The sequence below is a fragment of the uncultured Enterovirga sp. genome, assembly GCF_964242715.1.
Lineage (GTDB): Bacteria > Pseudomonadota > Alphaproteobacteria > Rhizobiales > Beijerinckiaceae > Enterovirga.
On sequence record NZ_CAXTAZ010000042.1, the window covers coordinates 1 to 26117 of the forward strand.

A 26117-nucleotide genomic window follows, 5' to 3' on the forward strand; every position below is an offset into this window, starting at 1 on the left:
AAACCCCAGCCGTGAATCCCGCTTCGAATCGGAAAGAGCTGAACCCGCTCTAGCGTCCCGGATTGCGGATGCAATTAAGCGGCTTGCCGAAATCCCACCCGATCTTATGATCGACATCGACCGCTTCAAAGCGTTGAACGACAAGCTGGGCCACCAAGCGGGGGACGACTGTCTCAAACGGATTGCCGGCGTCATCAGAGGAGTGGTTCTCCGGCCCGGCGATAACGTGACAGTAATGTGACAAATCTCTCAAACATAATGTCTGAGATCAAGCTCAAGCATCGGGAACAAGGCCACTCTCAGGTCTTTGTAAGGGCAGTGTTGAGTCAACAGTGCGTTTGGCTCGGCCTTTTGGAGGATGCATGCGCAAGAGTCTGACGATTGCCTTCACCTTGTGCGCGGCCTTGCCGGCTTTCGCTCAAACCGCTCCCACCTCACCGGTCTCGCCGCCTGCGATGGCTCCGGGTGCGATGACGCCGGGCTCTCCGGCGCAGGCGAATAGCGGCCCAGGTGCGAGCGGCGTCACCACCACCGAAGGCACCGGCGCGGGTACTGTCACTAATAATGCCGCCGGCGGTAGCAACGCCGAACAGCCGTCCCGGGCGGTTCCGAACACCGGTACCGGCGGCGGGGGCGGCAGCGGCGGTTAGCACCGACCGCCAGCTCTCATGGAGGGTCGCTTCGGAAACGACGCGGCCCTCTGTCGCCTAGTTGGCGTTAGCCTGAAAAGTTTCGACAGGATCGAATTTGACCCTTCGATGTGATCCTCTGTTGAGGGGCTAAGAACCGGTCGGAGAACACGTCTTGGAACCCAAGTCCGATAAATCGCGGCAGATTGTTGCCCTGACTGCCGACCTTGTATCTGCCTACGTCGGCAACAACGCTGTGCGCGCGGGCGATCTGGAGGGCCTGATCAGCTCCGTAAATAAAGCGCTTGCCGCCCTAGAATTGCCCCCGCCAACGCCAGAAGCCCCGACACTTACGCCACCCGTTTCGATCAAAAGGTCGGTCACGCCGGACTACCTGATCAGCCTTGAGGACGGGAAGCGTTATAAAACGCTCAAGCGCCATCTTTCGGGACGCGGTCTGACGGCGGCTCAGTATCGCGAGAAGTGGGGGCTTCCGTCGGATTACCCCATGGTTGCCCCGAACTACACCATGCGGCGATCCGAACTCGCCAAAACGTCCGGCTTCGGCCGCAAGGCCGTTTCTGAGGAGGCCGGTTCGACCTCACGGCCGAATGCCAGCCCGGAAACAGAAACCGACCCTGCCCAAGAGGCCGCTTAGGAACTAGAAATCGAGTCCTCACCGCAGGGCGGCCCGGTGATAAAGCGGCGCGAACCTCTTGAAACTGAGTGAACGCGACCAAACGAGATTGCTGACCCGCGCCCTCAGCGCGGTTGTCACGCGACAGCAGCGCGTTGTGTGTGCGGATTATCATCGTTAGGAGATGTCATTCCTGACTCTAATAGCGACCATCCCGCGTCACGGTGGGTGAGCACTAGTCGGAGAAGGCATCCATGAACTCGGCGAATGGGCGTTGCGCCAAAGATGAACTGCTGAAGCGTCTGTCGTGAGTGACCCACGCCCGATCCAAGGTGGCATCGCGAGCGCCTCGGTCTCGCGGCTCAATTCGACCTCGGCGAGGACCAGCCCGGCGTTGGGGCCGTCGAACACATCGACCTGCCAGAGGCGTCCTCGATAGCGGACCTCATGACGCATCTTCTCGATCAGCGGGCGTCGACAGAGGTCCGCCAGCATCTGCTCCGCTTCGTCGACGGGAACGGGATACTCAAATTCAGGCCGCACGATCCCGGTCGCGACTCCTTTGATGGTGACGTACGCCCGAGGTCCTGCACGCCTAACCCGAACAGTAACCCCGTTGCCGCTGGCCAGGTACCCCTGACAGAACCGCTGGGCAATGGTGCCCGAGCGCCAGTCGTGACCCAGGACCAGGAACTTTCGCTCGATCTCGACCGGCATGTCCTCGCTTCCTCCGCCTTGGGCAGTTTAACGAAAGCGAAGCGGTCGTCGAACTTTCAAGCGCGGGACGCGGGCGCCTCGCGGTGACCTGAACCGCCCACGGCTTGAGTTACGGCATTTCCATGGGGATCGACCAATTGGTCGCAGGGAGTCGGTCGGTCGTCTGCCGCGTCTCGCGCACGGTGGTAGTCTCGCGCACGATGGTAGATGCGCTCAGCGCCAGATCCCCGAACGTCCTCCTGATTGAATTCGTGGCTCCGCCAGAAGTCCTGGCCTGTCGAATAACGCTACCCGGCAGAGACGATCATGGCCACCCGGGCCCCGCCTCGCCAGATCGGACGTGATCCCGATATCTCGGGCTGACGTGAGTCTCCACAACGCGGGCGGGCTCGACGACGCGGTTCAGGCGTTTCTCGAGGCTCTTCGGGGACCCTCTTGCGATCCTGGTAACGACGGAAGAACCCTCAGAATGCATAGAGATCAAGGCCTCCCTGCAGACGCATGCGAAGCCTATCAAGGGTCGGCCGATCCCGCTCGTCGGCCGCCCGGTTCACCGCGACGGCGTAGTTCAAGACGTTGAATGCTCGAAGAGCCGGCGCGGCCTCCATGACCTCACGCGGCGTCATGCCGTAGCCGGCCAGGAATTGCTCCTTCGCGTCCACGCTTAGGTCGTGCAGCGCGAGTGAAAGGTCCCAGTACGGCGCGGCGTTGCTGGTGCAAAACTCCCAATCCAGCAGAGCCACCACCTGTCCGTCCGGAGCGGCAATGACGTTCTTAAGCCTGAGGTCGCCGTGGTTCAGCACGGGATCGGGCTTCCAGCCTTCGATGTCGCGGAGAGTGGCGCGCAGGTGCTCCAATGCAGGTGGCGCGAGCATCTGGTGGCGCTCGAGCAAGCTCAGCTTCTGTTCCCCCTGAAACTCTCGCTCGAGATAATCGGCCCACGTGTCCTTGCGCGACAGCCGGTTCTCCGACCAGTCGAATGTATGGCCAAACCCGTTGGTCGGAACGCTATGGATCATCTTCGCGTACCGGCCCATCTCGCGCAGCACGCGGAAGCGGTCGGGGTGGTGCGTGCCCTCGACGCCGGATACCTTTCGGGAGACCATGTAGGGGAACGGGATCGGCTCCGTGCCGACCTCCAGCACTTCCGGAACCGGGACGCCCTGCTCTCGGGCGCGCGCCATGGCCCATTGCTCCTTCAGGTACTCCTTGACCTTGGACGGGGTGGCGCTCATCCGCACCACCAACGCCCCATCGGGGTGCTCGGCCTCGAAGACGAAGTTCGTGAGCCCGCCACCCAAGGGCCGCACGGAGCTCGGTGGGCTTCCGAGCAGGTGGGTCAGCACCTGCTCGGCCAGGCGCTGCGCCTCCTCTGCCCCGAGCGCCGGCGCGTCGTGGCCGTTCGGATGGTCGCTCAACCGACAGCCTCCCGCTGCAGCTCCGCGAGCCGCTGCAAGACCTCGCCCATGGCCGGGATGGTCGACACCTTCAGGGTCGCCGAGAGGCCTTTGTGTTCGAGCTGCATCGGGCCGACATGCAGGGCGAGGCCGCACCCGTTGAGGAACGTGTCCATTGGGGTGTCTCCGGCGCCCACACTCTGCGCGAGGTCGAAGCCGAGGGAATCCGCAAGCCGCCTGCAACCTCCGAGCTTGTCGACGCCGCCATGGGTCACGAAGCTGCTAGGGCGGGCGTGCTGGTAGGCCATGAGGCGGTCCTGCGGGATCTCGACCAGCAGGAAGATCATGCACACGTCACGCTGATGCAGGCGGGTCTCGAGTTCGGCGACCGAGCCGCCGAACACCTCCGATGCACTGGCATACTTGCCGCGCACCGCCTCGATCCGCCCCTCGTCGGGCGTCCAGATGATCTCGCCGGCGGTCCAGTCGCGGGGATAGTGGAACAGCAGCAGGTCCGTGACGCCTTCCCCCACCATCCCGCGCACGCCGACCAGGACCTCCTCGATCTCCGAGGCCGTGAGCACGAGCGCGTCGATCTCCTCGAACACGACGGCTCCGCCATTGGTCTCGTTGAGGTAGCCGGTGATGGCGCCGTTGAGCGACACGAGCGGCAAGGGTGTGTCGGTGATGCTGGCCCAGGCGCGGCCGAAGGTCCGCACGACGTTGAGCGGAAAACGCAGCGTGTTGATCGCCACGGGACGTCCGAGATCCCTCAGGTTCTTGAGCCCGAACTCCACCTCCGGTGCGACATGGACACGGCCCTCCCGTTCGATGACAGCCGTGCCATCGAGGTCGGTGATGACAGCCCCATGGGTGGCGAACGCCGAGCCGAGCACGAACTCCCGCAGTGTATCTTCGTCGTCAGGGTGCATGGGCCTACGTCGACCTTTGAGACGACGTTCTGATGACGAGGTGCACAACACCCACCTGATCGCGAGCGAGAGCCCGGGAGTGAATGCCTCGACGGTCAACGGCCCCCGCTACGTCATCCAGAAAACCGCGGTCTCGCTCGCGGTCCATCTCGTGACCTTGACTTGGTCCTTCGGGGGGCAACAAAGCCCCGCCCGGCGAACGCGAACTGTTAGGGCACCGCGCTGCGCCAGGTAGCGCGGCAGCCCCTGATTGCCGCGCGGCAGCGGTTTTGGGCGCCGCCAACAAACTACGTTGGGTCGCCTTGCGGCCTCGCTCTCGGGCCTTGGCGGCCCAATTCTGCAAACGGGTGTCGAACTCGCCCCAGCATTGGCGAGCGGCCTCACGCCGGTCACCCTACTACATCGCGAACGGGCCTAGCTGCTCGATCTAAGCGCTAAGCGGCTACCGGGGCGCTCTCGAAGTAGGCTTCGAAGAGCTGTCCGGCGTCCGGGTCATCGGGCAGGCACTCGCCAAGCCCGACTTCACCGTGCAGGCCCAGGGCACCCGGGCTTCAAACGCCCGCTTTATGCTCCAAGCCTAAGCGTCCCTGATGATCTGCGAGGCGTTCGATATGCCAAAGGAAGAACCGGTCCTCCCATGCCTCCTGCCGCACGTCGGGCACCCGGAAGCTGCCTCGGCCGCGAAGCTGTTCGATGCCGGTCGGCGTGGTGACGACGCGGGTTTCGTCCGCCCAGTCGAAGAGCAACGGCAGCGGCTGGTAATCCATCAAAAGCGCAATCGCGATCGGCGCCGGCAGGCGCACTGGGCATGTAGCGAGCAACGCCTCGCCGAGCTGGCCAAATACCCTTAGGAGCGGCAGGCTGCAGTAGGGCACGCGGCGCTCTCCTGAGGCGAGTGAGGTTGCGCCCTCGGCCATGCTGCAGACGACGCTTTCCCAGCCGACGCCATCATCGTCGAGGGGTTGGCCTAGGCGCACACGGTCGATGAACCCGGTGATCTGGTCATTGAGGGCGGTGCTGATCGGAACCTGGGGGTGAGTTCCGCGAAGATGGCGAGCGAAACGGACGAACGCGGTGGTCGCGCTGATGGGCGTGGTCATGATCATCTCCGTGCAGGTTCAAGGTGCTGCTCACGGCAGCCACGAGCCTTTACGTGGCGGAGACGAGGGCCGAACTCGAACGTAGAAGCGGGGCGCGACAGAGCGCGCCGTCTGAGCTCCAGCAAAGTTTTTTGTAGGAGCGCATGGACGCCGCCGCGGCGAGCGCAGGCTTGCAGGGTGGAACAACAGCGCTTCCGACCGTGCCTGCGATCCGCAGGAACGGCTGGCGGCGCACCTGATCCGAGCCGTCAGCACGTGGATGTCTTGAGCCACAGGACAGTAGGGCAGGGCTCCCTGGGAGGGTTGTCTTCCAAATTGTGGGGCCGCCGAGCGGCGACCCCGTTGCCTTCGTTGGCCCTAGAACTCGAGGCGGTCCCCCGCCCCAATCCGACGGCCCAGCCGTTGAACTTGGCGAGCCGCTTCGTCACTCTGGTCGCCCCACGCATACTGGCCGACAACCGCTTCGAGCACCGCCTCGGCGATGTCCTCGGTCGTGAGCACGCCGGGCGTCGCCGAGGCAGCGATCCGATCGATCGCCGTTCTCAGCTTGATGCGCAGCTTGCGGCGTTCGTCGCTCCAAGCGCGGCCCGATTTCAGATCCGTCATGTTCATACCTCTCGTCGGGCAACGGGATGCTGCCCGACGGTCTTTACGTGAGCGCCAAGGGTGGCCCGCGACCCACGCCAACAACGAAGGAGGGGAACGCGCCGTGGCCTCAGCGGCTCTAACCGCAGCCGCTAGTACCGATCTGCAGGCTGGGAGGCAGGGCCCGTCGCCGACCCTTGGGCGAAGCATGCTTCCCCTTGATTGGCAGGCACCTCGCCAGCCCCGTCGCCGCCCTTGGGCCCGCCGGGGCCTTGATAGGCTTGGCGGCCCGCTCCTGCTCGCGCCCGTCGTCACCGATCGCTCTCGCGCCGCGTCCCCGGCGAGTAGGAGCTCGGCCAGCACCATCGACGAGGCCTTCGGGCCGGTATTCGGAATGTCGATCCACGGCATCGAGCACCGTCATCCGCATCGCGCTGTCTGGTCGGTCTCGCGCCCGACTAACGGAAGAGCGCGGCGACGAGGCTGCAAGCTCTTACCGCGACCGCGATCTGAGGCTGGGCATCGTCGCGCGATTCCGTCTGCCTGGCGCTGAACCGAAGTTGATGTGTGGTGACGCCGAGCACGGTCTCGTGTTGATCAGCGAGGCAATCTGAGGCTCGTTGACGGACGGAGCACGCTCCCCGTGGTCAGTTCGGTCTCAGTGATCTTCAATCGAGCTGCCCCGGTTCAGCTGGTAGCTGGTGACGAAAGTGACGACTTTTTGAACCAACTAAGTAGCCAACTGAGCTGATGTATAAGGGCTGAAGCCGCAACCCGTCACTTTCGTCACCGAACACCAATAATGAACCTTATGGTCAGGCGGGGTGCGGCCAGCCGGCCTCGGGCCGCGAGGCAAGGCGAAGCCCGATCACCTTGTCGCCTCGACTCCCATGAACGACCTCGAACCCGAGACTCTTGAGGTTGCGACCGAACGACAGCCGCTGCTGTGCCATGGTAATGCCCGCCTGCGTAGCCCATTCGCCGTAAGCCGCATGCAGATCCTTGACCCAAGCCTCGTCCGTGCGTTCGCAGCATTCTTCGAGGAAGGCCGGGAGCGGGTTGGCTGCTCGCAGCAACGCGGCCTTGGCTTCCAAGACGGCTGCGGGGGGCGTGAGGCGCCAGCCCCGCCGGATAACGCGCTGAAGCCCGGCGAGGTAACGGTTCAAGATGCCGGGCATTTCCTCCTGCCAGATCAATTTGAACAGACCGGGCTTCGTTTCCTCTTTGGAGAAGGTGCGATCGAACGGCACGACAGTCAGCCGTCGCTGCATACCGTAAGAGAGGTCGGCCAAGGACGGCGGATTGTTGAACAACATCACCACGACTGTGCGTGCGGTGAACGTGAACGATGGGCCATACTTGTTTTCGCCGGTGACCGTCTTCTCCTCGCTGTAGCGCTTCAGATCGCCATCGGGCAGGCGCGTGCCGGCCCGAACGTCGTCGTCGTAGATGGCGAGCTTGCCGAGCAAGCTGCCGGCTGTGAACCGGCTCTTTTCGATGTCACCGATCGGCATCGCGTGGACGAGGTCGAAGCCCACGAGCTTGACGAAGGTCTCGACGAGCTTGGTTTTTCCGTTGTTGCCCGGACCCCAACCGAGCACGACGGTAGCGATCGGCCGGTCGGGCTGCATCGCGTAGCCCATCAACTCGTGCCAGAACGTCGCCATCGCGTTTGGGTTAGTCGCCTTGCCGAAGATCTCCCGGACGGCCTGATCGTAGCGAGGGCAGGTCGCCTCGGGGTCGTAATCAACCTCGAACCGATGGCGGAGGTAAGAGGCCGGATCGTGCGGTTTGAGCTCGAACGAGCCGTCGGCGCCGATCCAGATCTCTCCCGTGCGCGTGTTGATGACCGGAAGGGGGGCGGCAATGAAGCGAAGCGGGTCGCCCGCGGTCGCAACGGTCGGCTCAATGAGACGAAGTACCTGTTGCAGAAGCGACGACGAGTTGTGGCCTCGGCGGGCTGGCATGGCCTGGATGGCACGAAGGACGACGCCAGACAGAACCTGGCGGTCGAGGGTGATCCAGCGCGTGCCGTCATAGGTCCAGAAGCGACCGTCGGCCGGCCTGATGAGGTGGGCGCCCCCGGCAAAGTGCCCGTTGAGGACAGCCCGCATCACCCCTTCCGCCTCGTCGGCAGACAGCTGACCATCGTTGTAGCGTGTGGTGCTAGCTGCGATCCTCTCGACCTCTGCATCGTCGAGGGGAGGGGAGCATCGGGCCGCGTTTTCGGCTTTGAGCGCGGCGCTCAACGCCTCACGCGATGAACCCGCCCGGTGCAGCGTTCCGGCGAAGGTGGCCAGGAAGCTGTTCCGGCTCCCTTCGACAATGCTGCCGGGCGAAGAAGATGCTGCTGTCTGCGGCTCCGGCGCCGGCGGGGGCTGCCGAAGCTTTTCAAGCCAAGCCGCGGGCAGCGTCGCTGGTCTGATTGTCCGAACGTCTCTGCCGTCCTTCCAGCGATAGCGCCGCCCCGACACGTGCCGGCTTGGCGGCGCTACAATGAAGGCGCCATCGGATTGAACATCGACGCCGGGAAGAAGGGCGCGATCGTGCCGTGTCGGAAGACCTCCGTCGGGGTAGCTGAACATGTAGTGCTGCCCACGGCCGCCCGTCAGCGACAGCGCTGAGCGCGGAGGAGGGCCGAGTTCGGCCTTGAGCGCTCGGGCCGTATCGCTCCCACCGTTGCGGGGGTCGATATCGATCGCGACAAGGTTAGAGACAGCGCCAGTGGCAATCCCGACGTTGGCGGCAGGGTGATCCTGCCACAAGCGCGCGACCGCAGTCGGGTCGCAGGTGGCGCCATGCACGCCGCCCACAAGAATCGGGTGCTTGCCGGGGCTGGTGCAGTCACCGCCGCGGCTGCAGGTGCAGACGCCTTGCTCGATGGTATGAAGCGGCAGAACGGCAAGGCCCCGCCGGGCATACGCCACGGCGGCATCCGCGAGGTTCTCGTGATTTCGCGCGCGGCTGGATACTCGTTCGCGACGTTGGTTGGCGTTCATGGAGATTGCCTTTCGGACATGCGGCTGCCGCCCGCGTGTCGCGGTGATGGAGCCGTTGAGGTCTGGGGAGGGCCGCCTGCGGCCGATCTCATTTACCTCACGCACCGCCTTCAGCCCTTGCGGTGAGCGTGCCCGGATTGTGGTCTCGACGATGTTCGCCGCCGCCGCTGGAACGCGCCCGCAGGCGCGGTACGCCCTCTGGGCTTACGGAACACACTTGGCGTGATCCGGCCGTAGCCGGTGACGCAGCGTTGCTTCGGGAGATGGCCATGAGGGCCGAACAACATCTACGAGAGCCGGCAGGTCGGGCGCCGCGCAGGCCTGCCTGCCTTGGGCCCGACAATGTAGGTGGACCGCCGGGAGACTGCCCCGGCCGGGTCGAACCGGCCGAGGCAGGGGCAAGATCGTGCCCCTTAGTGCAGACGCGCGGGGTGCCGCCGATCAGGAAGGTCGTCCGTGCTGGGCGGCGCCTTTTGGCGCTTGATCTCGACGCGCTCGGCCAACGACGTCTTCCAGGCCCCGCTTGGTTCACCGACCACAAGGTCGATTGTCACGCGGGTGCCAGGGGGTTGGGATAAAACCCTGTGCAGGTCGTCCTCCGTCAGTGTGACAGCCAAGTCCGTCCGGCGATTGAAGCTGCGTCGCCCTTCGCCCTTCGGCGTCCGGCGCGCCTGCCGCTCCTCGGATCCGTCACGCCCGGAGAGATCGGTTTCAATTTCGTCCTCAAGCTCTTCGGCAGCCGGTTTCGTTGCCCTCTCCTCCGAGCCGCCCGGCCGAGCTTTCGGCGCCGTGTCGCGAGCCGGGTTTTCGTCAGGGCCGTACCCGATCTCCCGAGGCGCCCCGGTGTCCATGCCGCCGGGCTCGCGGGAGCCGGGCGCCTTAGCTTGTTCGCGCTGGTTGTCGTCGAGGATGCCGATGCCGCCCGCCTCCTCAATCACACGAGGCAGGTCGCGCGGGTCGACGCCCTGCTCGAAAAACGGCCTCAGTGCCCGTTCCCGCACACATGCGAGCGAATACGGCGTGGTGCGGATGTCGAACGCGTTCCCTGCAATCTGCAGCGTGTGGCGAAGGATGTCCTTCGGGTCGTAGCGCTTGACTCGCTTGGGCATCATCGCGTGGACGGCGGCGATCAGGGCAGGGCTCTTCTGGGCCTCCAATGCGACGGCATAAGGGATCTTGAGCCACTTATGCAGAAGCTTGTGGTAACCCAAATCGAGATCGGGAAGGACCTCGCGGACCCGGTTCAGTGCAACAAGCGGCGCGCTCGGGACCTGACGGAGCAGGTTGGTTAAGTCGGCCTCAAAGCGCTCAACCGCCGATCGACTCTGATCGTCGTGATCAGAATGTTGGGGATTCCCCAACATCCTGCCGTTCCAACTTCCTGACATTGCAGCCTCCTCACGATGCACCTTCCGAAACGTCGCTTACTGTTGCGGCGAGCACGACTGACACAAGAGGAACGGTGGCTGAGGCCCCTTGCGACCGTCCTACAGTACCGGTATACATGGTGTCGGAAGTCCGACCGTAAGTGTCTGATATCTTTGACGTCGGTGGTGACTGGGGCCGAGTCCTCTCCTGGGCACCAAAGCGATCTTCCTGGATTTTCGCCAGAGTTCGCCAACTCGCTGAACTTCCACTGAATTGCGCGTCGGAACGGCATTCGGGTCCGGAAACGCGGAACCCCTCTACACGGCGGACAAGCTGGCGAACACAGCTCGTCAGGTACCCCAGCATCATCGGCGAAATCGCGCGCCCCGGCGCTAGGGTTGCTCGAAGCGGGCCTGAAGGGCGTGGCCGTGCACGCGCGAGGTCATCACGATCCTCGCGCCCTTGCCGAGCGGGGCGGCGAGAGGGCCGGCGAGCTTGTTCGGGGCCGCGGCGGCCAGGGCTACGGTCGTGGACTTGCCGCCCTCCTGGATGATCGCCCGACCGGTAAGTCCCTTCGTGTCCAGCGGCTTGCCGTCCTCTTCGAGCACGTAGAAGGCGATCTCGCGGTCGGTGCTGACGAACTCGATCGCATGATGATCCGCCATACGGACCTGGCCGCCATGGGCGCCGGGCTTGGTGGTTTGGGCGAGGGCCGGTGCGGCCAGCGCAAGAAGGGCCGCCAGGGCCGCAACGATTATCTTCAACATCGAACGATCTCCCGTGGTGGCATGGGGTCAGAAAGCTTCGGCGGCGGTGAGGTTGTCCGAGCCGCGGCCCTGGCGCAGCCGCTCGAGCGGTTTGCGCCCGAAGGCGAGAAAGAGGATCGGCGTCAGGAAGGTGTCGAGGAGGGTGGCACTGAGGAGGCCGCCGAAAATGGTGACGGCGACGGGGTGCAGGATCTCCTTGCCGGGCGCATCCGCGCCGATCATCAGCGGCACCAGCGCGACCCCGGCCGACAGCGCCGTCATCAGGACCGGCGTGAGCCGCTCCAGGCTGCCACGGATCACGAGTTCCGGCCCGAACGGCATGCCCTCTTGCAGGGCCAGGTTCAGGTAGTGGCTGATCTTCAGGATGCCGTTGCGGGTGGCGATGCCCGCGAGGGTGATGAAGCCGATCATCGAGGCGACCGACAGGGGCTGCCCGGTGAGCCAGAGCGCGGCCACCGATCCGATCAGAGCCAGAGGCACGCTGCCCATGATGATCAGCGCGAACACGGCCGAGCGGTAGCGGCTGTAAAGGAGCGCGAAGACGAGCGCGAGCGAGAGCAGTGACAGCGCGCCGATGGTCCGGGCCGCCTCGGCCTGAGCTTGGAAGGAGCCTTCCAGGCTGACGAAATAGCCCTGCGGGAGCTTGGTCGCGGCCACCCGCTCGCGGATCGCGGTCACGATCGCGGTCATGTCCGCGCGCCCGTCGGTGTTGGCGAGGACCACCAGGCGCCGGCGGGTGTTTTCGCGCAGGATCTGGTTGGGGCCGTCGGTCTCGCGGATCTCCGCCATCTGTCGCGCCGGAACCCAGCCGGACGGGGTCTCGATGAGCAGGTCGCCCAGGCGCTGCGTGGTCCGCTGTGCGTCGGGCAGCCGCATCGTCACGTCGTAGCGCCGAACCCCGTCCACGATGCGGGACACCACGGTGCCGTTCGACAGGCGGCTCAGCTGGTCCACGATCGCGGCAGGCTGGACCCCGTAGAGAGCAGCCCGGGTGTAATCGACGCGAATTTCGAGCTGCGGGATGCGTACCTGCTTCTCGACCTGCAGGTCGGTCAGGCCCGGGATGCCGGCCATGCGGCCCCGCAGGTCCTCGGCCACGCGCCGCAGGGTGTCGAGATCCTCGCCGAACAGTTTGAGGGCGATCTCGGCCCGCACGCCGGACAGCATGTGATCCAGCCGGTGCGAGATCGGCTGCCCGACATTGACCGAGACCGGCAGCACCGACAGGCGGTCGCGGATGTCGGCCACCAGCTCGGGTTTCGGGCGCGCGTTGGACTTCAGGTCGAGCTCAAGATCCGAGATGTGGACGCCCTCGGCATGCTCGTCGAGCTCGGCCCGACCGGTGCGGCGGCCGATGGTGGCGACATCCGGCATCTCGAGGAGCAGCCGCTCGGCGATGAGCCCAACCCGGTTTGATTCCGCCAGTGAAATGCCTGGGTTGAAGGCGATCGACACGGTGAAGGAGCCCTCGTTGAAGGGCGGCAGGAACGCGCGGGGAAGCATGACCGCGCCGGCGACGGCGATGCCAACCATCACCACCGCAACGCTCATCAGCCATCTCGGATTCCTGAAGGCGCGCTCGAGCAGGCGGCGGTTGCCGCCCTTGAGCACGCGCACGAGCCAGCTTTCGCGGTCCTGCAGGCGCTTGAGGCCAGGCAGGAGGTAATAGGCCATGACCGGGGTCAGGGTGATCGAGACGACGAGGCTCGCCAGGATCGAGATGATGTAGGCCTGCCCGAGCGGCGCGAAGAGCCGCCCCTCGATGCCGGAGAGGGCGAAGAGCGGCACGAAGACCAGGATGATGACCATCGTGGCGTAGACGATGCCGGAGCGCACCTCCTGGGAGGCGGACACCACGACGTCGAACACGGACCGGGGATTGCCCTCTTCGCGGTTCTCCCGCAGCCGCCGGAAGATGTTCTCGACGTCGACCACGGCGTCGTCGACGAGTTCGCCGATGGCGATGGCGAGGCCGCCGAGCGTCATGGTGTTGATCGACAGGCCGGCAAAGTGGAACACCACGGCTGTGGCCAGGATCGAAACCGGGATCGCGGTGAGCGAGATCACGGTGGTCCGCACGTTCAGCAGGAACGCGAACAGCACCACGGCGACCACCACGATCGCCTCCAGCAGCACCGTCTGGACGTTGCGGATCGAGGTCTCGATGAAGTTCGCCTGCCGGAACACGAGCTGGTCGGCCCGGATGCCCTTCGGCAGGTTGGCCGTGATGTCGCGCAGCGCGTCCGTGACTTCGGCCGTCAGCCGGACGGTATCGATCCCGGGCTGCTTCTCGACGGAGACGATGACCGCGGGCTTGCCCATGTAGCCGGCGTCGCCCCGCTTGGTCCGGGCGCCGTAATCCACCTCGGCCACCTGCCGGAGGAAGACGGGATGGCCGCCCACATTGGCGACGACCAGGCGGCGCATGTCGTCGAGGCTGAGGGTCCGGCCGATGTTCCGGATCAGGTACTCCCGGGAATGCTGGTCGGTGAACCCGCCGCCGGTATTGGTGCCGAACTGGGCGAGCGCCTTCTCGACCTGGTCGTAGCTGACGCCCAGGGCCCGCAAGGCGGCCGGTTGAGGCGAGACCCGGAACTGCCGGACCTCGCCACCCATGGGAATGACCTGGGCCACGCCCGGGATGGTCAAGAGCCGCGGCCGGATGGTGAAGTCGGCGATCTCCCGCAGCGCCATCGGGGAGATGGTCTCTCCGGTCACGGCGACCATCAGGATCTGGCCCATGATCGAGCTGATCGGGCCCATCTGGGGCAGGACGTTGGCGGGCAGCTGGGCGCGGATCATCCCGAGCCGCTCGGAGATCTGCTGGCGGTTGCGGTAGATGTCGGTGCCCCAGTCGAACTCGACATAGACGATCGAGAGGCCGACGCCCGAGACCGAGCGCACGCGCGAGACGCCAGGCAAGCCGCTCATCTGCGCCTCGATCGGAAAGGAGACGAGCTGCTCCACCTCCGGGGGCGCGAAGCCCTCGGCCTCGGTCATGATGGTGACCGTGCCTCGGTTCAGGTCCGGGAACACGTCCACCGGGAGCTTGGTCACGACGAACCCACCATAGACGACCAGCACGGCCGCGAGCGCGATCACGAGCAGGCGGTTCCGGAGGGACTGGGTGACCAGGAGGGTGAACATGCGTGGCTCCTCAGCGCACCTGGTTGAGAAGTTCGGCACCCTGGGACACGATCCTCTTGCCGACCGTCAGGCCGTTCAGGATCAGGACGCGGCTGCCGTCGAGGGGTTCGGCCCGAACCTCGAGCGGCTCGAACCTCTCCGGGGTGATGTGCTCGTAGACGAGGTCCTGGCCGTTGCCGCCGCGAACGACGCTCGCGCTCGGAAGCGATATGCCTTCGAGCTGCTGGTCGCTGCTGGCCAGGACGGTCACGAACTGGCCGACGCGCAGGCGCCTCGTGTCACCCTTGATTGCGAAGCGCACCGGGACGGACTGGTTGCGGTCCGCCAGGCCGGAACCCTGGAATGCGAGCTCCAGGCTGCGGCCGTCGCTCAGCCGGACGGTGGCCTGCTGAAGGCGCGGGACCGCCTCGAAGCTCAGCGCCTCGACCCACAGGCGGCTCGGGTCGATGATCTGGAACACGATCAGGCTGGTCTGGGCCATGATGCCGGCGGCGGCATTGGCTTCGGCGATCACGCCGGACACGGGTGCGACCAGCGCCTCCGGCTCCTGCCGAATCCGGTCGAGGGCCTCGCGCCGGTCTTTCAGGCCCTGGAGTTCGAGGCGGGACTCGTCCAGCTGGACAATGGTGATGGCGCCGGTCTTGGCGAGGGGCTCGAAGCGCTGCACGCGACGGGCCACGATGGCGATCTGCTGGTCGAGCTCTCCCTGTCGCTGGCGCATGTCGGAGACGTCGACCGTCTGCACCGGCGGCGTGACATAGGCGAGCACCTCGCCCTTTCTCACGGTTGCCCCAAGCTGGGGGAAACCGCCCGGTGGCGCGGAAAGCCGCCCGGCATTGGCGGCTTGCACGAAGCCGCTGGCATTCGGGTCCGCGATGATCCGGCCGGGCAGCTCGACGGCGCGCCGGTGGACCGAGGAGGCGGTCACCTCGGTCCGGATGGTCAGGATCCGCTGGGTAGGCTTCGGCACGAAGACCGTACCGTCCGCCTGTTTTTGGGCCAGGTCGCGGGCTCCCGGAGAGACCCTCGACGATGTCGCGGCCTGTTCATGGTCATGGCCTTCATGGGCGAGCCCGGAGGTGTTCGAGACCAGGCTCGCGACGGCGATCAAGATCAGGGCCGGCACCGTGCCGAGCCGATGACGGATCATCAGCATCACGAGCGCCCCCGCGAGAAACCCGAACAGCGCGTAGAGCCACGGGTCGGTGCCCGCGATCCTGCGGGACAGCCCCTCGGCGAAGGCCGGGGTGGTGAACCAGGAGGTCCGGGATGCGGCGGCCGGCGTCTCGGCCGAGCCGTGGATGTCCAGGCTGACCGGAAAGACGTCCGTCTGGCCGCCGGTCGTCACGGTGAAGACGAGGTCATACTCGCCGGTCCTGGCGCTCCAGGGGGCTTTCAGCTGGTAGCTGCCGTCCGGGGCAAGAACAGCCGCCACCGTCCCGTCGGGGGTCTCGGCCTGGATCGTGGCGTCGGTGACCGGTTCGTTGCTGGAGAAGCGGTCCAGGTAGACCGAGACGACACCGCCGCGGGCGATCGCCACCAGCTCGAACTGGCCCGAGACCGAGCTGGCCCGCGGAGCGATCGGTGCCGACGAGGTCGGGGCGGCTCCGTGATCGTGGCCTTCATGGGCGCGGGCGAGGCCGCTCCACAGGGTCGCGGCCACGGCTCCCGCGACGAGCACGGCAGCGACAGAGGGTTTCATCGGAGATCATTCCTTGGTGTGAGCACAGGAAGCGACCGCAAGGGCGGCTTCGAGCTGGGCCGCGCGCCAGTCAGCGCGCGGAGGTCACACGAAGGATCGGGGAGGTCTGGGGGGCGCCTCTTCGAGCCGTCCGGGCGGGGCCGTGTCGGCCTTTATGATGAAGGCCCGGCTCTTGCCCCAGGCAAGGAGTCGAGGCGTGTGATCGCCGAAGATGGCGGCGCCGGTGCAGCCCGGGCAGCACGCGCAAGTGAGATCGGCCAGAGAAGGCTGGGCGACCCTGTCGGCCGGCTGCAGGGTTGCGGCAACCTGGACCGCTGGCGCGTCATCGTCGGCGGCCACGCGAGGGGCTTCGAGCCGGTCCATGCGATCCGAGCTCGCCTGTTGCGGGCCGTGTTGATGGCAAGGACGAGCATGGGCGACGGCCGGCAAAAGATGGGCCGCGATCATGACGATCACGACCAGGAGCAGATGCGCAATGCGTCCGGTCCGGCTCATTTCAGCTCGGAAGGTAGCATTGCCTGCTGTTCCTCGCCACGGGTTTGTCGCCGCAGGGCCACTCCCCTTGTGGAGTTTCTGGCGCGTGATGCTAACATACGAGACATTTAGGAGATCGCGCATGAAGCTCTTCGCCCTGACAGTCGTCACCCTGGTCGGGATGGCTGCCCCGGTTCTCGCCTGCTGCCCTGGCTGCCCGTAAGCGGCACCTCACCTCCTTAAAAGCCGCCCGTTGGGCGGCTTTTTTGTTTGTCCTCAGGTTCCCGCGAGGCTCGCGCCACCGCGTCAATGCGGTGTCGGCCGAGCGACCGACGCTTGTCGTGTCGGACAATCGCCGGGTCCGATCGGGCAGCCCTCGTCGAACACGGGAAGGCTTGTCCGTGTCTCCGCTTTGATCTATCGGTTCAATCGATATTGAATTGATGGATGTATCGATGGACGAACGACAGGCCATCAACGCCTTTGCGGCACTTGCGCAGGAGAATCGGCTCCGCATCGTGCGCCACCTCGTCCAGTCGGGACCCGACGGATTGTCCGCGGGCGCGATCGCCGAGAAGGTCGGCGCGTCCTCGTCGAACATGTCGTTCCATCTCAAGGAGCTGGAGCGGGCCGGGCTGATCCAGTCGCGCCGGACCGGCCGCTCGATCATCTACGGCGCGACGTTCACGGCCCTGTCCGGCCTCGTCGAGTTCCTGATGCGGGACTGCTGCCAGGGTCACCCGGAAGTCTGCGCTCCCGCAATGGCAGCCCTTGCCGCTTGCAACTGCGTCCCTGCCCAGGAGGCCGCCCATGTCTGACCGTCAGTTCAACGTTCTGTTCCTCTGCACCGGCAACTCAGCCCGCTCGATCATGGCCGAGAGCATCCTGCGTGGCCTGGGCGGGACGCACTTCAAGGCGTTCTCCGCGGGCAGTCATCCGAGCGGAACCGTTAATCCGCTCGCGATCAAGACCCTGGAGAGCTTCGACTTCCCGACTCAGGGGCTGCGGTCGAAGAGCTGGGACGAGTTCGCATTGCCCGGCGCGCCGGTCATGGATTTCGTGCTGACCGTCTGCGACCAGACGGCCGGGGAAGCTTGCCCAGCCTGGCCCGGCCAACCCATGAGCGCGCATTGGGGCATCGAAGCACCGTCGGCTGTCGAGGGACCCGAGATCGATAAGGAACGGGCGTTCGTCCAGGCCGCGAAGTTCCTGCGCAACCGGATTTCTATCCTGATCAGCCTGCCGATCGCCAGCCTGGACGAGATCGCCCTCCAGCGCCGTCTCGATGACATCGGCACCATGGAGGGCGCATCGGGAAGGGCGTTGCCTGCCGCCTTGAAGGTGGCGAGCTGAGCATGCCGGCCATGAGGGTGGGCATCAACGGATTGGGCCGTATCGGGCGGCTCGCATTGCGCGCCGCCTTCGGCGCCGCGGAACGACCGGACGATGACCCTCGGGCCGGCAATCGGCTGGACGTCGTTCATCTGAACGAGGTCAAAGGCAACGCGAACGCTGTCGGACATCTGCTCGAGTTCGACACGGTTCAGGGGCGCTGGCGAACGGCGATCCAGGCCGAAGGCGACCAGGCACTGATCATCGGCGATCGGCGGCTCACCTATTCCTCGCATGCGGCTTCGGCTGACATTCCCTGGGGGGAGATGGGCGTCGACGTCGTCCTGGAATGCACGGGCAAGTTTCTCACCCAGGAAACCCTGCGAGGCCATCTGGAGCGGGGTGCGAAGCGGGTCATCGTCGCGGCGCCGGTGAAGGATCCGGCGGTGCTCAACGTCGTCGTCGGGGTCAACGAGCACCTCTACGATCCGGCACGGCACCCGATCGTCACGGCCGCGTCCTGCACGACGAATTGCCTGGCACCCGTGGTGAAGGTGATCCACGAGGCCATCGGCATCCGCCATGGCCAGATCACCACGATCCACGATCCCACCAACACCAACGTCGTCGTCGATGCCGTGCATAAGGATCTCCGCCGGGCGCGGTCGGCCCTGCTGTCGCTGCAGCCGACCACCACGGGCAGCGCCACCGCGATCGGTCTGATCTACCCCGAGCTGAAAGGGAAACTGGATGGCCATGCCGTCCGGGCACCCGTCCTCAATGCCTCCCTGACAGATTGTGTGTTCGAGCTGCGCCGAGAAACCAATGCGGCCGAGGTGAACAGCCTCTTCCTTCGTGCTGCACGGGAGGACTTGGCCGGGATCCTCGGGTTCGAGGCGCGTCCGCTTGTGTCCGCGGACTACGCGCGCGACACCCGCTCCAGCATCGTCGACGGGCCGTCGACGCTCGTCACGGACGGAACCCTGCTGAAGGTCTACGCCTGGTACGACAACGAAATGGGCTATGCCTGCCGCATGGTCGATCTCGCCTGCCACATGCAGGGGGCGGGCATCTGACCATGACGGCCGGGCAGCGGAACTACGCCATCGTCACGGCTGCGTATTGGGGCTTTACGCTGACCGACGGCGCCTTGCGCATGCTGGTGCTGCTGCACTTCTTCAATCTCGGCTATTCACCATTCACTCTGGCATTCCTGTTTCTGCTGTATGAAGCCGCCGGCGTCGTGGCGAACGTCATCGGCGGGTGGCTGGCTGCGCGCTTCGGGATCACGCGCATGCTGGCCGTCGGCCTGGCGACCCAGATCGTCGGATTCCTGCTGCTGTCGGCGATGTCGCCTGACTGGACGGCCATCCTGTCGGTGGCCTGGGTGGTATCCGCGCAGGGCATCTGCGGCGTGGCGAAGGACCTCACCAAGACCGCCTGCAAATCGGCGATCAAGGTGGCCGAGGCCGAGGCCCGCGGCGAGGACGGGGAGGGCCGGCTCTTCCGATGGGTGGCCTGGTTCACCGGTTCGAAGAACGCGATGAAGGGGGTCGGCTTCTTTCTCGGCGGCCTGCTCCTGCAGACACTCGGGTTCCGCTACGGATTGTGGGCGATGGCGGCCGCGCTCGGCGTGGTGCTCGTGGCGGCGCTGGCCAGCCTGCCGCCCCATATGGGCCGGGCCAAGGCGAGCCGATCGGCAAGAGAACTCCTGGGCAAGAGCCGTGGCGTGAACCTGCTCTCCGGGGCCCGTGTTGCGCTGTTCGGTGCGCGGGACGTGTGGTTCGTCGTGGGCGTCCCTGTGTTTCTGTATTCGTCCGGGTGGACGTTCACGATGGTCGGAACGTTCCTGGCTTTGTGGACGATCGGCTACGGCCTCGTGCAGGCCTCCGCACCTGCCGCCATCCGGCGCAGCCCCGACGGTCTGTCGAGCGAGGTCGAAGCGGCGCGTTGGTGGTCGCTCGGCCTGGCGCTGGTTCCCATCGGCATCATGGGGTTCCTCCTGGCCGGCCTGGGCCGGAGCGACCTCGTCCTTGTGTCAGGGCTCGCCGTCTTCGGGCTGGCCTTCGCCGTCAATTCCTCCGTCCACTCCTACCTGATCCTTGCCTATGCGGGATCGAAGAAGGCGGCGGAGGATGTCGGCTTCTACTACGCGGCCAACGCCTTGGGACGCTTTCTCGGCACCCTCCTGTCGGGGCTTCTCTACCAGATCGGCGGGATCCAAGCCTGCCTGATCGGATCCGCGGCCATGCTCGCGGCCTGCTGGTTGCTGACCCTGGCGCTGCCGACCCGCTCTCAGGATGCCGTCGCCGTGGCAGGCGGCGGCTAGGGACAATCCTCCATGTCCACCTTCGAACGCTACCTGACCTTCTGGGTCGCCCTCTGCATCGTGGTCGGGATCGGCCTCGGCCATGTCATGCCGGGCGTGTTCCAGACCATCGGCGAGGCCGAGATCGCCAAGGTCAACATGCCCGTCGCGGTGCTGATCTGGCTCATGGTCATCCCCATGCTGCTCAGGATCGACTTCGCGTCGTTGCGGCATGTCGGGCGTCATTGGCGGGGGATCGGCGTCACCCTCTTCATCAACTGGGCCGTGAAGCCGTTCTCGATGGCGGCGCTCGGCTGGTTTTTCATCGCCTACCTGTTCCGGCCGTACCTGCCGGCCGACCAGGCCGACAGCTACATCGCGGGCCTGATCATCCTGGCCGCGGCGCCCTGCACGGCGATGGTCTTCGTTTGGTCGCACCTGACCAAAGGGGAGCCGCATTTCACGCTGAGCCAGGTGGCCTTGAACGACAGCATCATGGTGGTGGCTTTCGCGCCCATCGTCGGCCTGCTGCTCGGATTGTCCTCGATCACGGTTCCGTGGGGCACGCTGGTACTCTCGGTCGTGCTCTACATCATCATTCCGGTGATCGTGGCGCAGCTGCTGCGACGCGCCGTGCTGGCCTCGGGCGGGCAGGCGGCCCTCGATGCGCTTCTCACCCGGCTCGGGCCGGTGTCGCTGGTCGCGTTGCTGGCGACCCTCGTCCTCCTGTTCGGATTCCAGGGCGAGCAGATCCTGACGCAGCCGCTCATCATCGCCATTCTGGCGGTGCCGATCCTGATCCAGGTCTATTTCAATGCTGGGCTCGCCTACCTCCTGAACCGCATGGCGGGGGAGCAGCATTGCGTGGCCGGTCCCTCGGCGCTGATCGGAGCGTCCAACTTCTTCGAGCTCGCGGTCGCGGCCGCCATCAGCCTGTTCGGGTTCAACTCGGGCGCGGCGCTCGCCACCGTGGTCGGGGTGCTCATCGAGGTGCCGCTGATGCTGACCGTCGTCTGGATCGTGAACCGCTCGCAAGGTTGGTACGAGCGTGGCGCGACACGCCCCACCGTTCGACCAGCACGATAATTTGGCAGCCATCGAAATACCGCCTTGACGCGGAGACGCGTTCGCCTGACTGTAATTTGATGAACATCGAACAAGCGGCAAGGCAGCTCGAGGCGCTCGGCAATCCGACGCGCCTCGCGATCTACCGCACCCTGGTACGGGCCGGGGATAACGGCCTGCCGGTGGGCAGCGTCCAGGAGCGGCTCGGGCTGGTGGCCTCGACGCTCTCCCATCACCTGCACCGGATGATCCTGACGGGCCTCGTCTCGCAGGAGCGGCAGGGTACCACGCTCATCTGCCGGGCCAATTACTCGGCGATGCACGCGCTCGTTGGCTACTTGGTCGAGGAATGCTGCGCCGACGCCGCGTGTGCCCCCGCAAGCGAGGCGGCGTAATCACTTCGCCCTTGATGACGTCGTTCTAGAACAATGAAAGAGGTGGCCATGACAGCCTCCGAGAGGCTCCCCGTCGCGGTGGTGGGCGCGGGTCCGGTCGGCTTGGCCGCGGCCGCGCACCTGATCGAGCGCGGGTTGCCGGTGAAGGTCTATGAGGCCGGCGAGACGGTGGGCGCGAGCGTCCGGAGCTGGGGTCACGTTCGGCTGTTCTCCCCTTGGGAGTTCAACGTGGACCCGGCGGCGCGGGCCATCCTGCTGCGGCATGGCTGGCAGGAGCCTCCGGCCGACGTCTATCCGACCGGAAGCGACTTGGTGGGTGCCTATCTGGGGCCATTGGCCGAGACGCCGGAGCTGGCGGCCGTCGTCGAAACGGGAACCAGCGTGTCGGCGATCGGCCGGCAGGGTCTCGACAAGGTGGTGACGAACGGCCGTGAGGCGCGCCCCTTCGCGCTCGCCGTGACGGACAAAACCGGGCGTCGGCGGCGCGACCTGGCGAGGGCTGTCATCGATGCGTCCGGCACCTGGACCAACCCGAACCCGATGGGTGCCGGCGGCATGCTGGCGGAAGGGGAGGGCGACCTCGCTGGCCGGATCTCATACCGCATTCCGGACGTCCTCGGCCGCGACCGGACGGCCTATGCCGGTCTGACCACGCTGGTGGTCGGCGCCGGGCATTCGGCCGCGAACGTGCTGCTGGATCTCGCCCGTCTGGCCGAGCGCAGCCCGGCCAGCCAGATGGTCTGGGTCACGCGCAGCACCAACCTCGCGCGGGTGTTCGGCGGCGGCGCGGCCGATCAGCTTGCGGCCCGCGGCGAACTCGGCTCCAGTCTCAGGAGCCTGGTTGAGAGCGGCCGTGTCACGCTGGTGACCGGCTTCTGGGTAACGGCGGTTCGCGCCGAGGGCGAGGGCCTCGTCGTGGAGGGAGAGACGGCGGAGGGCGTGCGGTCGCTCGGGCCGGTGGACCGGATCGTCGCCGTCACCGGCCAGCGCCCCGACCTCGCCATGACCCGCGAGCTGCGGCTCGAGCTGGACCCGTGGTTGGAGAGCACCCGCGCTCTCGGCCCCTTGATCGATCCGAACCAGCATTCCTGCGGCACGGTCTATCCCCACGGCCACCGCGAGCTGTCGCATCCGGAGCCGGGCTTCTACACGGCCGGGATCAAGAGCTACGGCCGGGCCCCAACCTTCCTGATGGTGACGGGCTATGAGCAGGTCCGCTCGATTGCCGCGGCCATCGCCGGCGATATCGAAGCGGCGGATGCGGTCGAGCTGAAGCTCCCGGAAACGGGCGTGTGTTCCACGTCCCGGCCGGATGAAGTCGGCGCGGCATCGAGCTGCTGCGGCGGACCGGCCCCGGCCGTCCTGGATGCCTGCTGCGTCCAGGACCAGGTCGCAAAGGCGGAAATCGGCCAGGGCTGTGGTTGCGGGCCGAGCCCTGTCCCCACACCCGCACGCCCCCAGGTTTCCTGCTGCGGCAAGGCGGCGTGACCGACACGCGACGTTGGCCCGTCATCACGGCCCTCGGCATCGAGCAGATCCTCGCCTGGGGCACGTCCTATTACCTGCTCACGGTCCTCGCCGCGCCGATCGCAGCGGATACGGGCTGGCCGCTGCCCTGGATCATCGGCAGCCTGTCGGCGGGGCTCCTCGTCGCCGGAATGGTGTCGCCGCGGGTCGGCAGGCTGATCGGCCACCACGGCGGGCGCCCCGTGATGGCCGGCTCCGTGCTTCTCCTCGCGGCCGGGCTCCTGCTGCTCGGGCTGGCGACCTCGCTGCCGGTGCTCCTGATCGCCTGGCTGGTCCTCGGAGCCGGCATGGGCGCCGGCCTCTATGATGCGGCTTTCGCCACCCTCGGGCGGCTGTACGGCGAGGCCGCCCGTCCCGCGATCACGACCCTCACGCTGTGGGGCGGCTTCGCCAGCACCGTGTGCTGGCCCCTGTCGGCCTATCTGGTCGAGCATCTGGGCTGGCGGGGCGCGTGCTTCGTCTATGCAGGCGTCCAGATCGGGGTGTCCCTGCCGCTCATCCTGATGTTCATTCCTGCCGCGCCACCCCTCCCGGTCGCGGACCCAGGCGGGCCCACGCTGGGGGGGGCACTCAGCCAGGCCGAGCTCCGCGCCTTCTTCCTGCTCGCCGCCGTGGTCACGGTGGGTGGCGCGACCACCGCCATCGTCTCGGTCCACCTGCTGACCCTGTTGCAGGAGCGTGGACTGTCGCTGGTCGTGGCCGTCGCGCTCGGGGCGCTCGTCGGGCCATCCCAGGTCGGCGCGCGCGTGCTCGAAATGGCCGGGAGAGGGCGGCACCATCCCCTCTGGACCCTCGCCGCCGCCATGGGCCTGATCGCGCTCGGCCTCGTGCTGCTGTGGGCTGGCCTCGGCGTCGTCGGCCTGGCGCTGGTGCTGTACGGCGCAGGAAACGGAATCTATTCGATCGCACGCGGCACGGTCCCGCTCGTGCTGTTCGGACCGGCCCGCTATGCGCCGCTCATCGGCCGCCTCGCCATGCCGAGCCTGCTGGCACAAGCCCTGGCGCCCTCGGTCGGAGCCTTCGTGCTGGCCCGCTATGGCGGTTCGGCGCTGCTCGGCCTGTTGGCAGTCCTGGCCATCTTCAACCTCGTGCTCGTGGCCGCGCTTCTTCCTCTGTCGCGGCGCACGTAAGCCCTGGACGGCGCTGCCGTCGGGCCAGCATGTCAGGGCCGTCGCGGTGCCTCGCCAGAGGTGGCCGCTTTGCGGGGTGGCTCCAGCCAGAATGCGATCTCCTGGCTGTGGACGGGCGCCCGCCGGCGCCTGCGCTCTCTCCTCGCCATGGTAGGAGAGCCCCGGAGGGATGCGGAATGGGTAACGAGATCGATCTGGGGCTGAGCGGAGGGAGCCCGGCCTTGCTCGACCTCGGCGAATTGCTGGCGACCCGGCTCCTCGTCCAGGGGAATTCAGGCTCCGGAAAGTCGCATCTTCTTCGCCGGCTGCTGGAACAGAGCGCCGGGCTCGTGCAGCAGGCCGTGATCGACCCGGAGGGCGATTTCGTCTCGCTCGCCGAACGCTACGGGCATGTCGTCGTCGAGGCGGACGGCAACGAGGCCGAGTTGCAGCGCATCGCGGCCCGCGTGCGGGAGCATCGGGTCTCCGTCGTCCTCAGCCTCGAAGGACTCGATGCCGAGGAGCAGATGCGGGCGGCGGCCTCCTTCCTGGGCGGGCTGTTCGATGCCGACCGGGACCGCTGGTACCCCATGCTCGTCGTCGTGGACGAAGCCCAGCTTTTCGCGCCCGCGGCCGCCAGCGACGTCTCCGACGAGGCGCGTCGGCTATCGCTCGGCGCGATGACCAATCTCATGTGCCGCGGCCGCAAGCGCGGGCTCGCCGGCATCATCGCCACCCAGCGCCTGGCCAAGCTCGCCAAGAACGTGGCCGCGGAGGCGTCGAACTTCCTGATGGGCCGCACCTTCCTGGATATCGACATGGCGCGCGCCGCCGACCTTCTCGGGCTCGAGCGCCGGCAGGCCGAGATGTTCCGCGACCTCGCGCGCGGACAATTCGTGGCCTTGGGTCCTGCGCTCTCGAAACGCCCGCTGACGATCGCGATCGGACCGACGATCACGGACAGCCGGAACGGGTCGCCGATGCTCATGCCCTTGCCTGAGCCGAGTGCGGATGCCCGAAGCTTGATCCTTGCCGCCGCGCCTGGGGAACCGGAGGCGGGCCCACGGCCTACGCCGGCCCGGCCGCGGCGGCCCGCAGGGTCGGACGTGCTTGTTCAGCTCGCGAATTACCGCCCTCCGGTGCGAGATGATTTGCCGGAGGCGGAGCCCTGCTATCCGGAGGAGCGGGACGCCGCGATGGCCGCAATCCTGGCAGAGATCCTGGGCGATGCCGATTCCGGCATGTGCAATCCGGCCACTCTGTACCAGGATTTCACCGTCCGCTGCCGCATGCGGCGGATCGATGGGGCCGCCGTCAACCTGTCCGAGTTCAAGCGGCGGCTGGCCGTCGCCCGGGCGGGGGCGGGCAGCGGCACGAGCCTGGACGGCGAGGATTGGGAGCGGGCGCAGGTGCTTGCTGCGAGTCTTCCGGACGATCTCGCCGGGCTCTTCCTCGTGATCGCGCGTGCGGCGATCACGGCCGCCCCATGTCCGTCGCATGCCTCGCTCGCCGAGGCCTACGGGACCAGTTCGGCCGGACGTGCGCGCCGCATGCTGGCCTATCTGGAGGAGCGCGGCGTGATCGTCATCCGGCGGGACCTTCGCGGGGCTCCCATCATCGCCGTCCCGGACCTGTCGGCCGAGACCGCGCCCGGGCAACCCGAGGTCGCAATGGCGTCCCAAAGGCTGCGCGGGCGAGGCTGAGGCGACGGCGAGGGTGCGTCGTATCCAACCGCGACCAGGCGCCATCTCCCAGGTCGCCAGGAGGGGCACCGTCGGACAGGGGACGGAATCCGCGTGGTTACGGGCCAGCTTCGTGCATGGCAGCGTCGTTTTCGCCCCGTACCCGAGTGCAGGCGTCGCATCGCTGCATATCGAAGAGGTCAACCTCACACCTCCTTAAGAGGTCGACCCCAGTGTCCCTCGTA

The 26117-nt window shown here is 66.5% G+C and carries 22 protein-coding genes; 11 read left to right on the plus strand and 11 right to left on the minus strand.

The features are described from left to right. Together ACFE87_RS18275 and ACFE87_RS18280 are read left to right on the plus strand one after the other, a co-directional pair. Positions 1–241: diguanylate cyclase (locus tag ACFE87_RS18275; protein ID WP_375461086.1), on the plus strand; the 241-nt coding region annotated here is incomplete at its 5' end. A gap of 563 nt (positions 242–804) precedes the next feature. Beyond that, the gene (locus tag ACFE87_RS18280) at positions 805–1287 is read left to right on the plus strand and encodes a MucR family transcriptional regulator (protein WP_375461087.1); all 483 of its coding nucleotides are present in this window, start codon (positions 805–807) and stop codon (positions 1285–1287) included. 198 nt (positions 1288–1485) lie between these two features. Here the strand turns inward: ACFE87_RS18280 and ACFE87_RS18285 are convergent, their stop codons facing one another. From ACFE87_RS18285 to ACFE87_RS18335, 11 genes are all read right to left on the minus strand, one after another. After that, entirely contained in the window at positions 1486–1983 is a 498-nt protein-coding gene (locus ACFE87_RS18285) for a CYTH domain-containing protein (RefSeq protein WP_375461088.1), read from the minus strand. 464 nt (positions 1984–2447) lie between these two features. Then, positions 2448–3401: a phosphotransferase family protein gene (locus ACFE87_RS18290; protein ID WP_375461089.1), complete on the minus strand. Its 954-nt coding sequence runs from the start codon at positions 3399–3401 to the stop codon at positions 2448–2450. Next, the gene (locus tag ACFE87_RS18295; protein WP_375461090.1) at positions 3398–4411 is read right to left on the minus strand and encodes an HAD family phosphatase; all 1014 of its coding nucleotides are present in this window, start codon (positions 4409–4411) and stop codon (positions 3398–3400) included. The genes ACFE87_RS18290 and ACFE87_RS18295 overlap by 4 nt, the downstream gene beginning before the upstream one ends. Positions 4412–4863: 452 nt before the next feature. After that, positions 4864–5412, minus strand: a complete 549-nt coding sequence (locus ACFE87_RS18300) for a hypothetical protein (protein WP_375461091.1) — start codon at positions 5410–5412, stop codon at positions 4864–4866. 357 nt (positions 5413–5769) lie between these two features. Beyond that, entirely contained in the window at positions 5770–6018 is a 249-nt protein-coding gene (locus ACFE87_RS18305) for a hypothetical protein (RefSeq protein ID WP_375461092.1), read from the minus strand. A 794-nt stretch (positions 6019–6812) separates the two neighbouring features. Then, positions 6813–8996 (minus strand): phage/plasmid primase, P4 family, encoded by a 2184-nt coding sequence (locus ACFE87_RS18310; RefSeq protein ID WP_375461093.1) that lies wholly within the window; start codon positions 8994–8996, stop codon positions 6813–6815. Between the two features lie 413 nt (positions 8997–9409). After that, positions 9410–10384 (minus strand): hypothetical protein, encoded by a 975-nt coding sequence (locus tag ACFE87_RS18315; RefSeq protein ID WP_375461094.1) that lies wholly within the window; start codon positions 10382–10384, stop codon positions 9410–9412. A gap of 372 nt (positions 10385–10756) precedes the next feature. Next, positions 10757–11131: a hypothetical protein gene (locus ACFE87_RS18320; RefSeq protein WP_375461095.1), complete on the minus strand. Its 375-nt coding sequence runs from the start codon at positions 11129–11131 to the stop codon at positions 10757–10759. A gap of 27 nt (positions 11132–11158) precedes the next feature. Next, positions 11159–14278: an efflux RND transporter permease subunit gene (locus ACFE87_RS18325; RefSeq protein ID WP_375461096.1), complete on the minus strand. Its 3120-nt coding sequence runs from the start codon at positions 14276–14278 to the stop codon at positions 11159–11161. A gap of 10 nt (positions 14279–14288) precedes the next feature. Beyond that, positions 14289–15980 (minus strand): efflux RND transporter periplasmic adaptor subunit, encoded by a 1692-nt coding sequence (locus ACFE87_RS18330; protein ID WP_375461097.1) that lies wholly within the window; start codon positions 15978–15980, stop codon positions 14289–14291. Between the two features lie 84 nt (positions 15981–16064). Then, positions 16065–16475, minus strand: coding sequence for a hypothetical protein (locus ACFE87_RS18335; RefSeq protein ID WP_375461098.1), 411 nt, complete (start codon positions 16473–16475; stop codon positions 16065–16067). A 434-nt stretch (positions 16476–16909) separates the two neighbouring features. On the opposite strand from ACFE87_RS18335, the gene ACFE87_RS18340 reads away from it, so the two are divergent. The 9 genes from ACFE87_RS18340 (at position 16910) to ACFE87_RS18380 (ending at position 25893) form a co-directional block, all read left to right on the plus strand. Then, positions 16910–17272 carry an ArsR/SmtB family transcription factor gene (locus tag ACFE87_RS18340; RefSeq protein WP_375461099.1) on the plus strand — a complete coding sequence of 121 codons (363 nt, stop codon included), beginning with the start codon at positions 16910–16912 and terminating at the stop codon, positions 17270–17272. Beyond that, positions 17265–17807 (plus strand): arsenate reductase ArsC, encoded by a 543-nt coding sequence (locus ACFE87_RS18345; RefSeq protein ID WP_375461100.1) that lies wholly within the window; start codon positions 17265–17267, stop codon positions 17805–17807. The genes ACFE87_RS18340 and ACFE87_RS18345 overlap by 8 nt, the downstream gene beginning before the upstream one ends. Before the next feature lie 2 nt (positions 17808–17809). Then, positions 17810–18862 carry an ArsJ-associated glyceraldehyde-3-phosphate dehydrogenase gene (locus ACFE87_RS18350; RefSeq protein ID WP_375461101.1) on the plus strand — a complete coding sequence of 351 codons (1053 nt, stop codon included), beginning with the start codon at positions 17810–17812 and terminating at the stop codon, positions 18860–18862. Between the two features lie 2 nt (positions 18863–18864). Next, positions 18865–20115 carry an organoarsenical effux MFS transporter ArsJ gene (gene arsJ / locus ACFE87_RS18355; RefSeq protein WP_375461102.1) on the plus strand — a complete coding sequence of 417 codons (1251 nt, stop codon included), beginning with the start codon at positions 18865–18867 and terminating at the stop codon, positions 20113–20115. Positions 20116–20127: 12 nt separating this feature from the next. After that, complete coding sequence (gene arsB, locus ACFE87_RS18360) at positions 20128–21180, plus strand: ACR3 family arsenite efflux transporter (protein WP_375461103.1); 1053 nt, start codon at positions 20128–20130, stop codon at positions 21178–21180. 59 nt (positions 21181–21239) lie between these two features. Then, complete coding sequence (locus ACFE87_RS18365) at positions 21240–21554, plus strand: ArsR/SmtB family transcription factor (protein ID WP_375461104.1); 315 nt, start codon at positions 21240–21242, stop codon at positions 21552–21554. Between the two features lie 48 nt (positions 21555–21602). Then, positions 21603–23042 (plus strand): FAD-dependent oxidoreductase, encoded by a 1440-nt coding sequence (locus ACFE87_RS18370; protein ID WP_375461105.1) that lies wholly within the window; start codon positions 21603–21605, stop codon positions 23040–23042. Further along, positions 23039–24211 carry an MFS transporter gene (locus ACFE87_RS18375; RefSeq protein WP_375461106.1) on the plus strand — a complete coding sequence of 391 codons (1173 nt, stop codon included), beginning with the start codon at positions 23039–23041 and terminating at the stop codon, positions 24209–24211. The genes ACFE87_RS18370 and ACFE87_RS18375 overlap by 4 nt, the downstream gene beginning before the upstream one ends. A gap of 176 nt (positions 24212–24387) precedes the next feature. Continuing rightward, a complete protein-coding gene (locus tag ACFE87_RS18380; protein WP_375461107.1) occupies positions 24388–25893 on the plus strand; it encodes a helicase HerA domain-containing protein in 1506 nt (501 codons plus the stop codon). Positions 25894–26117: the final 224 nt, after the last annotated feature.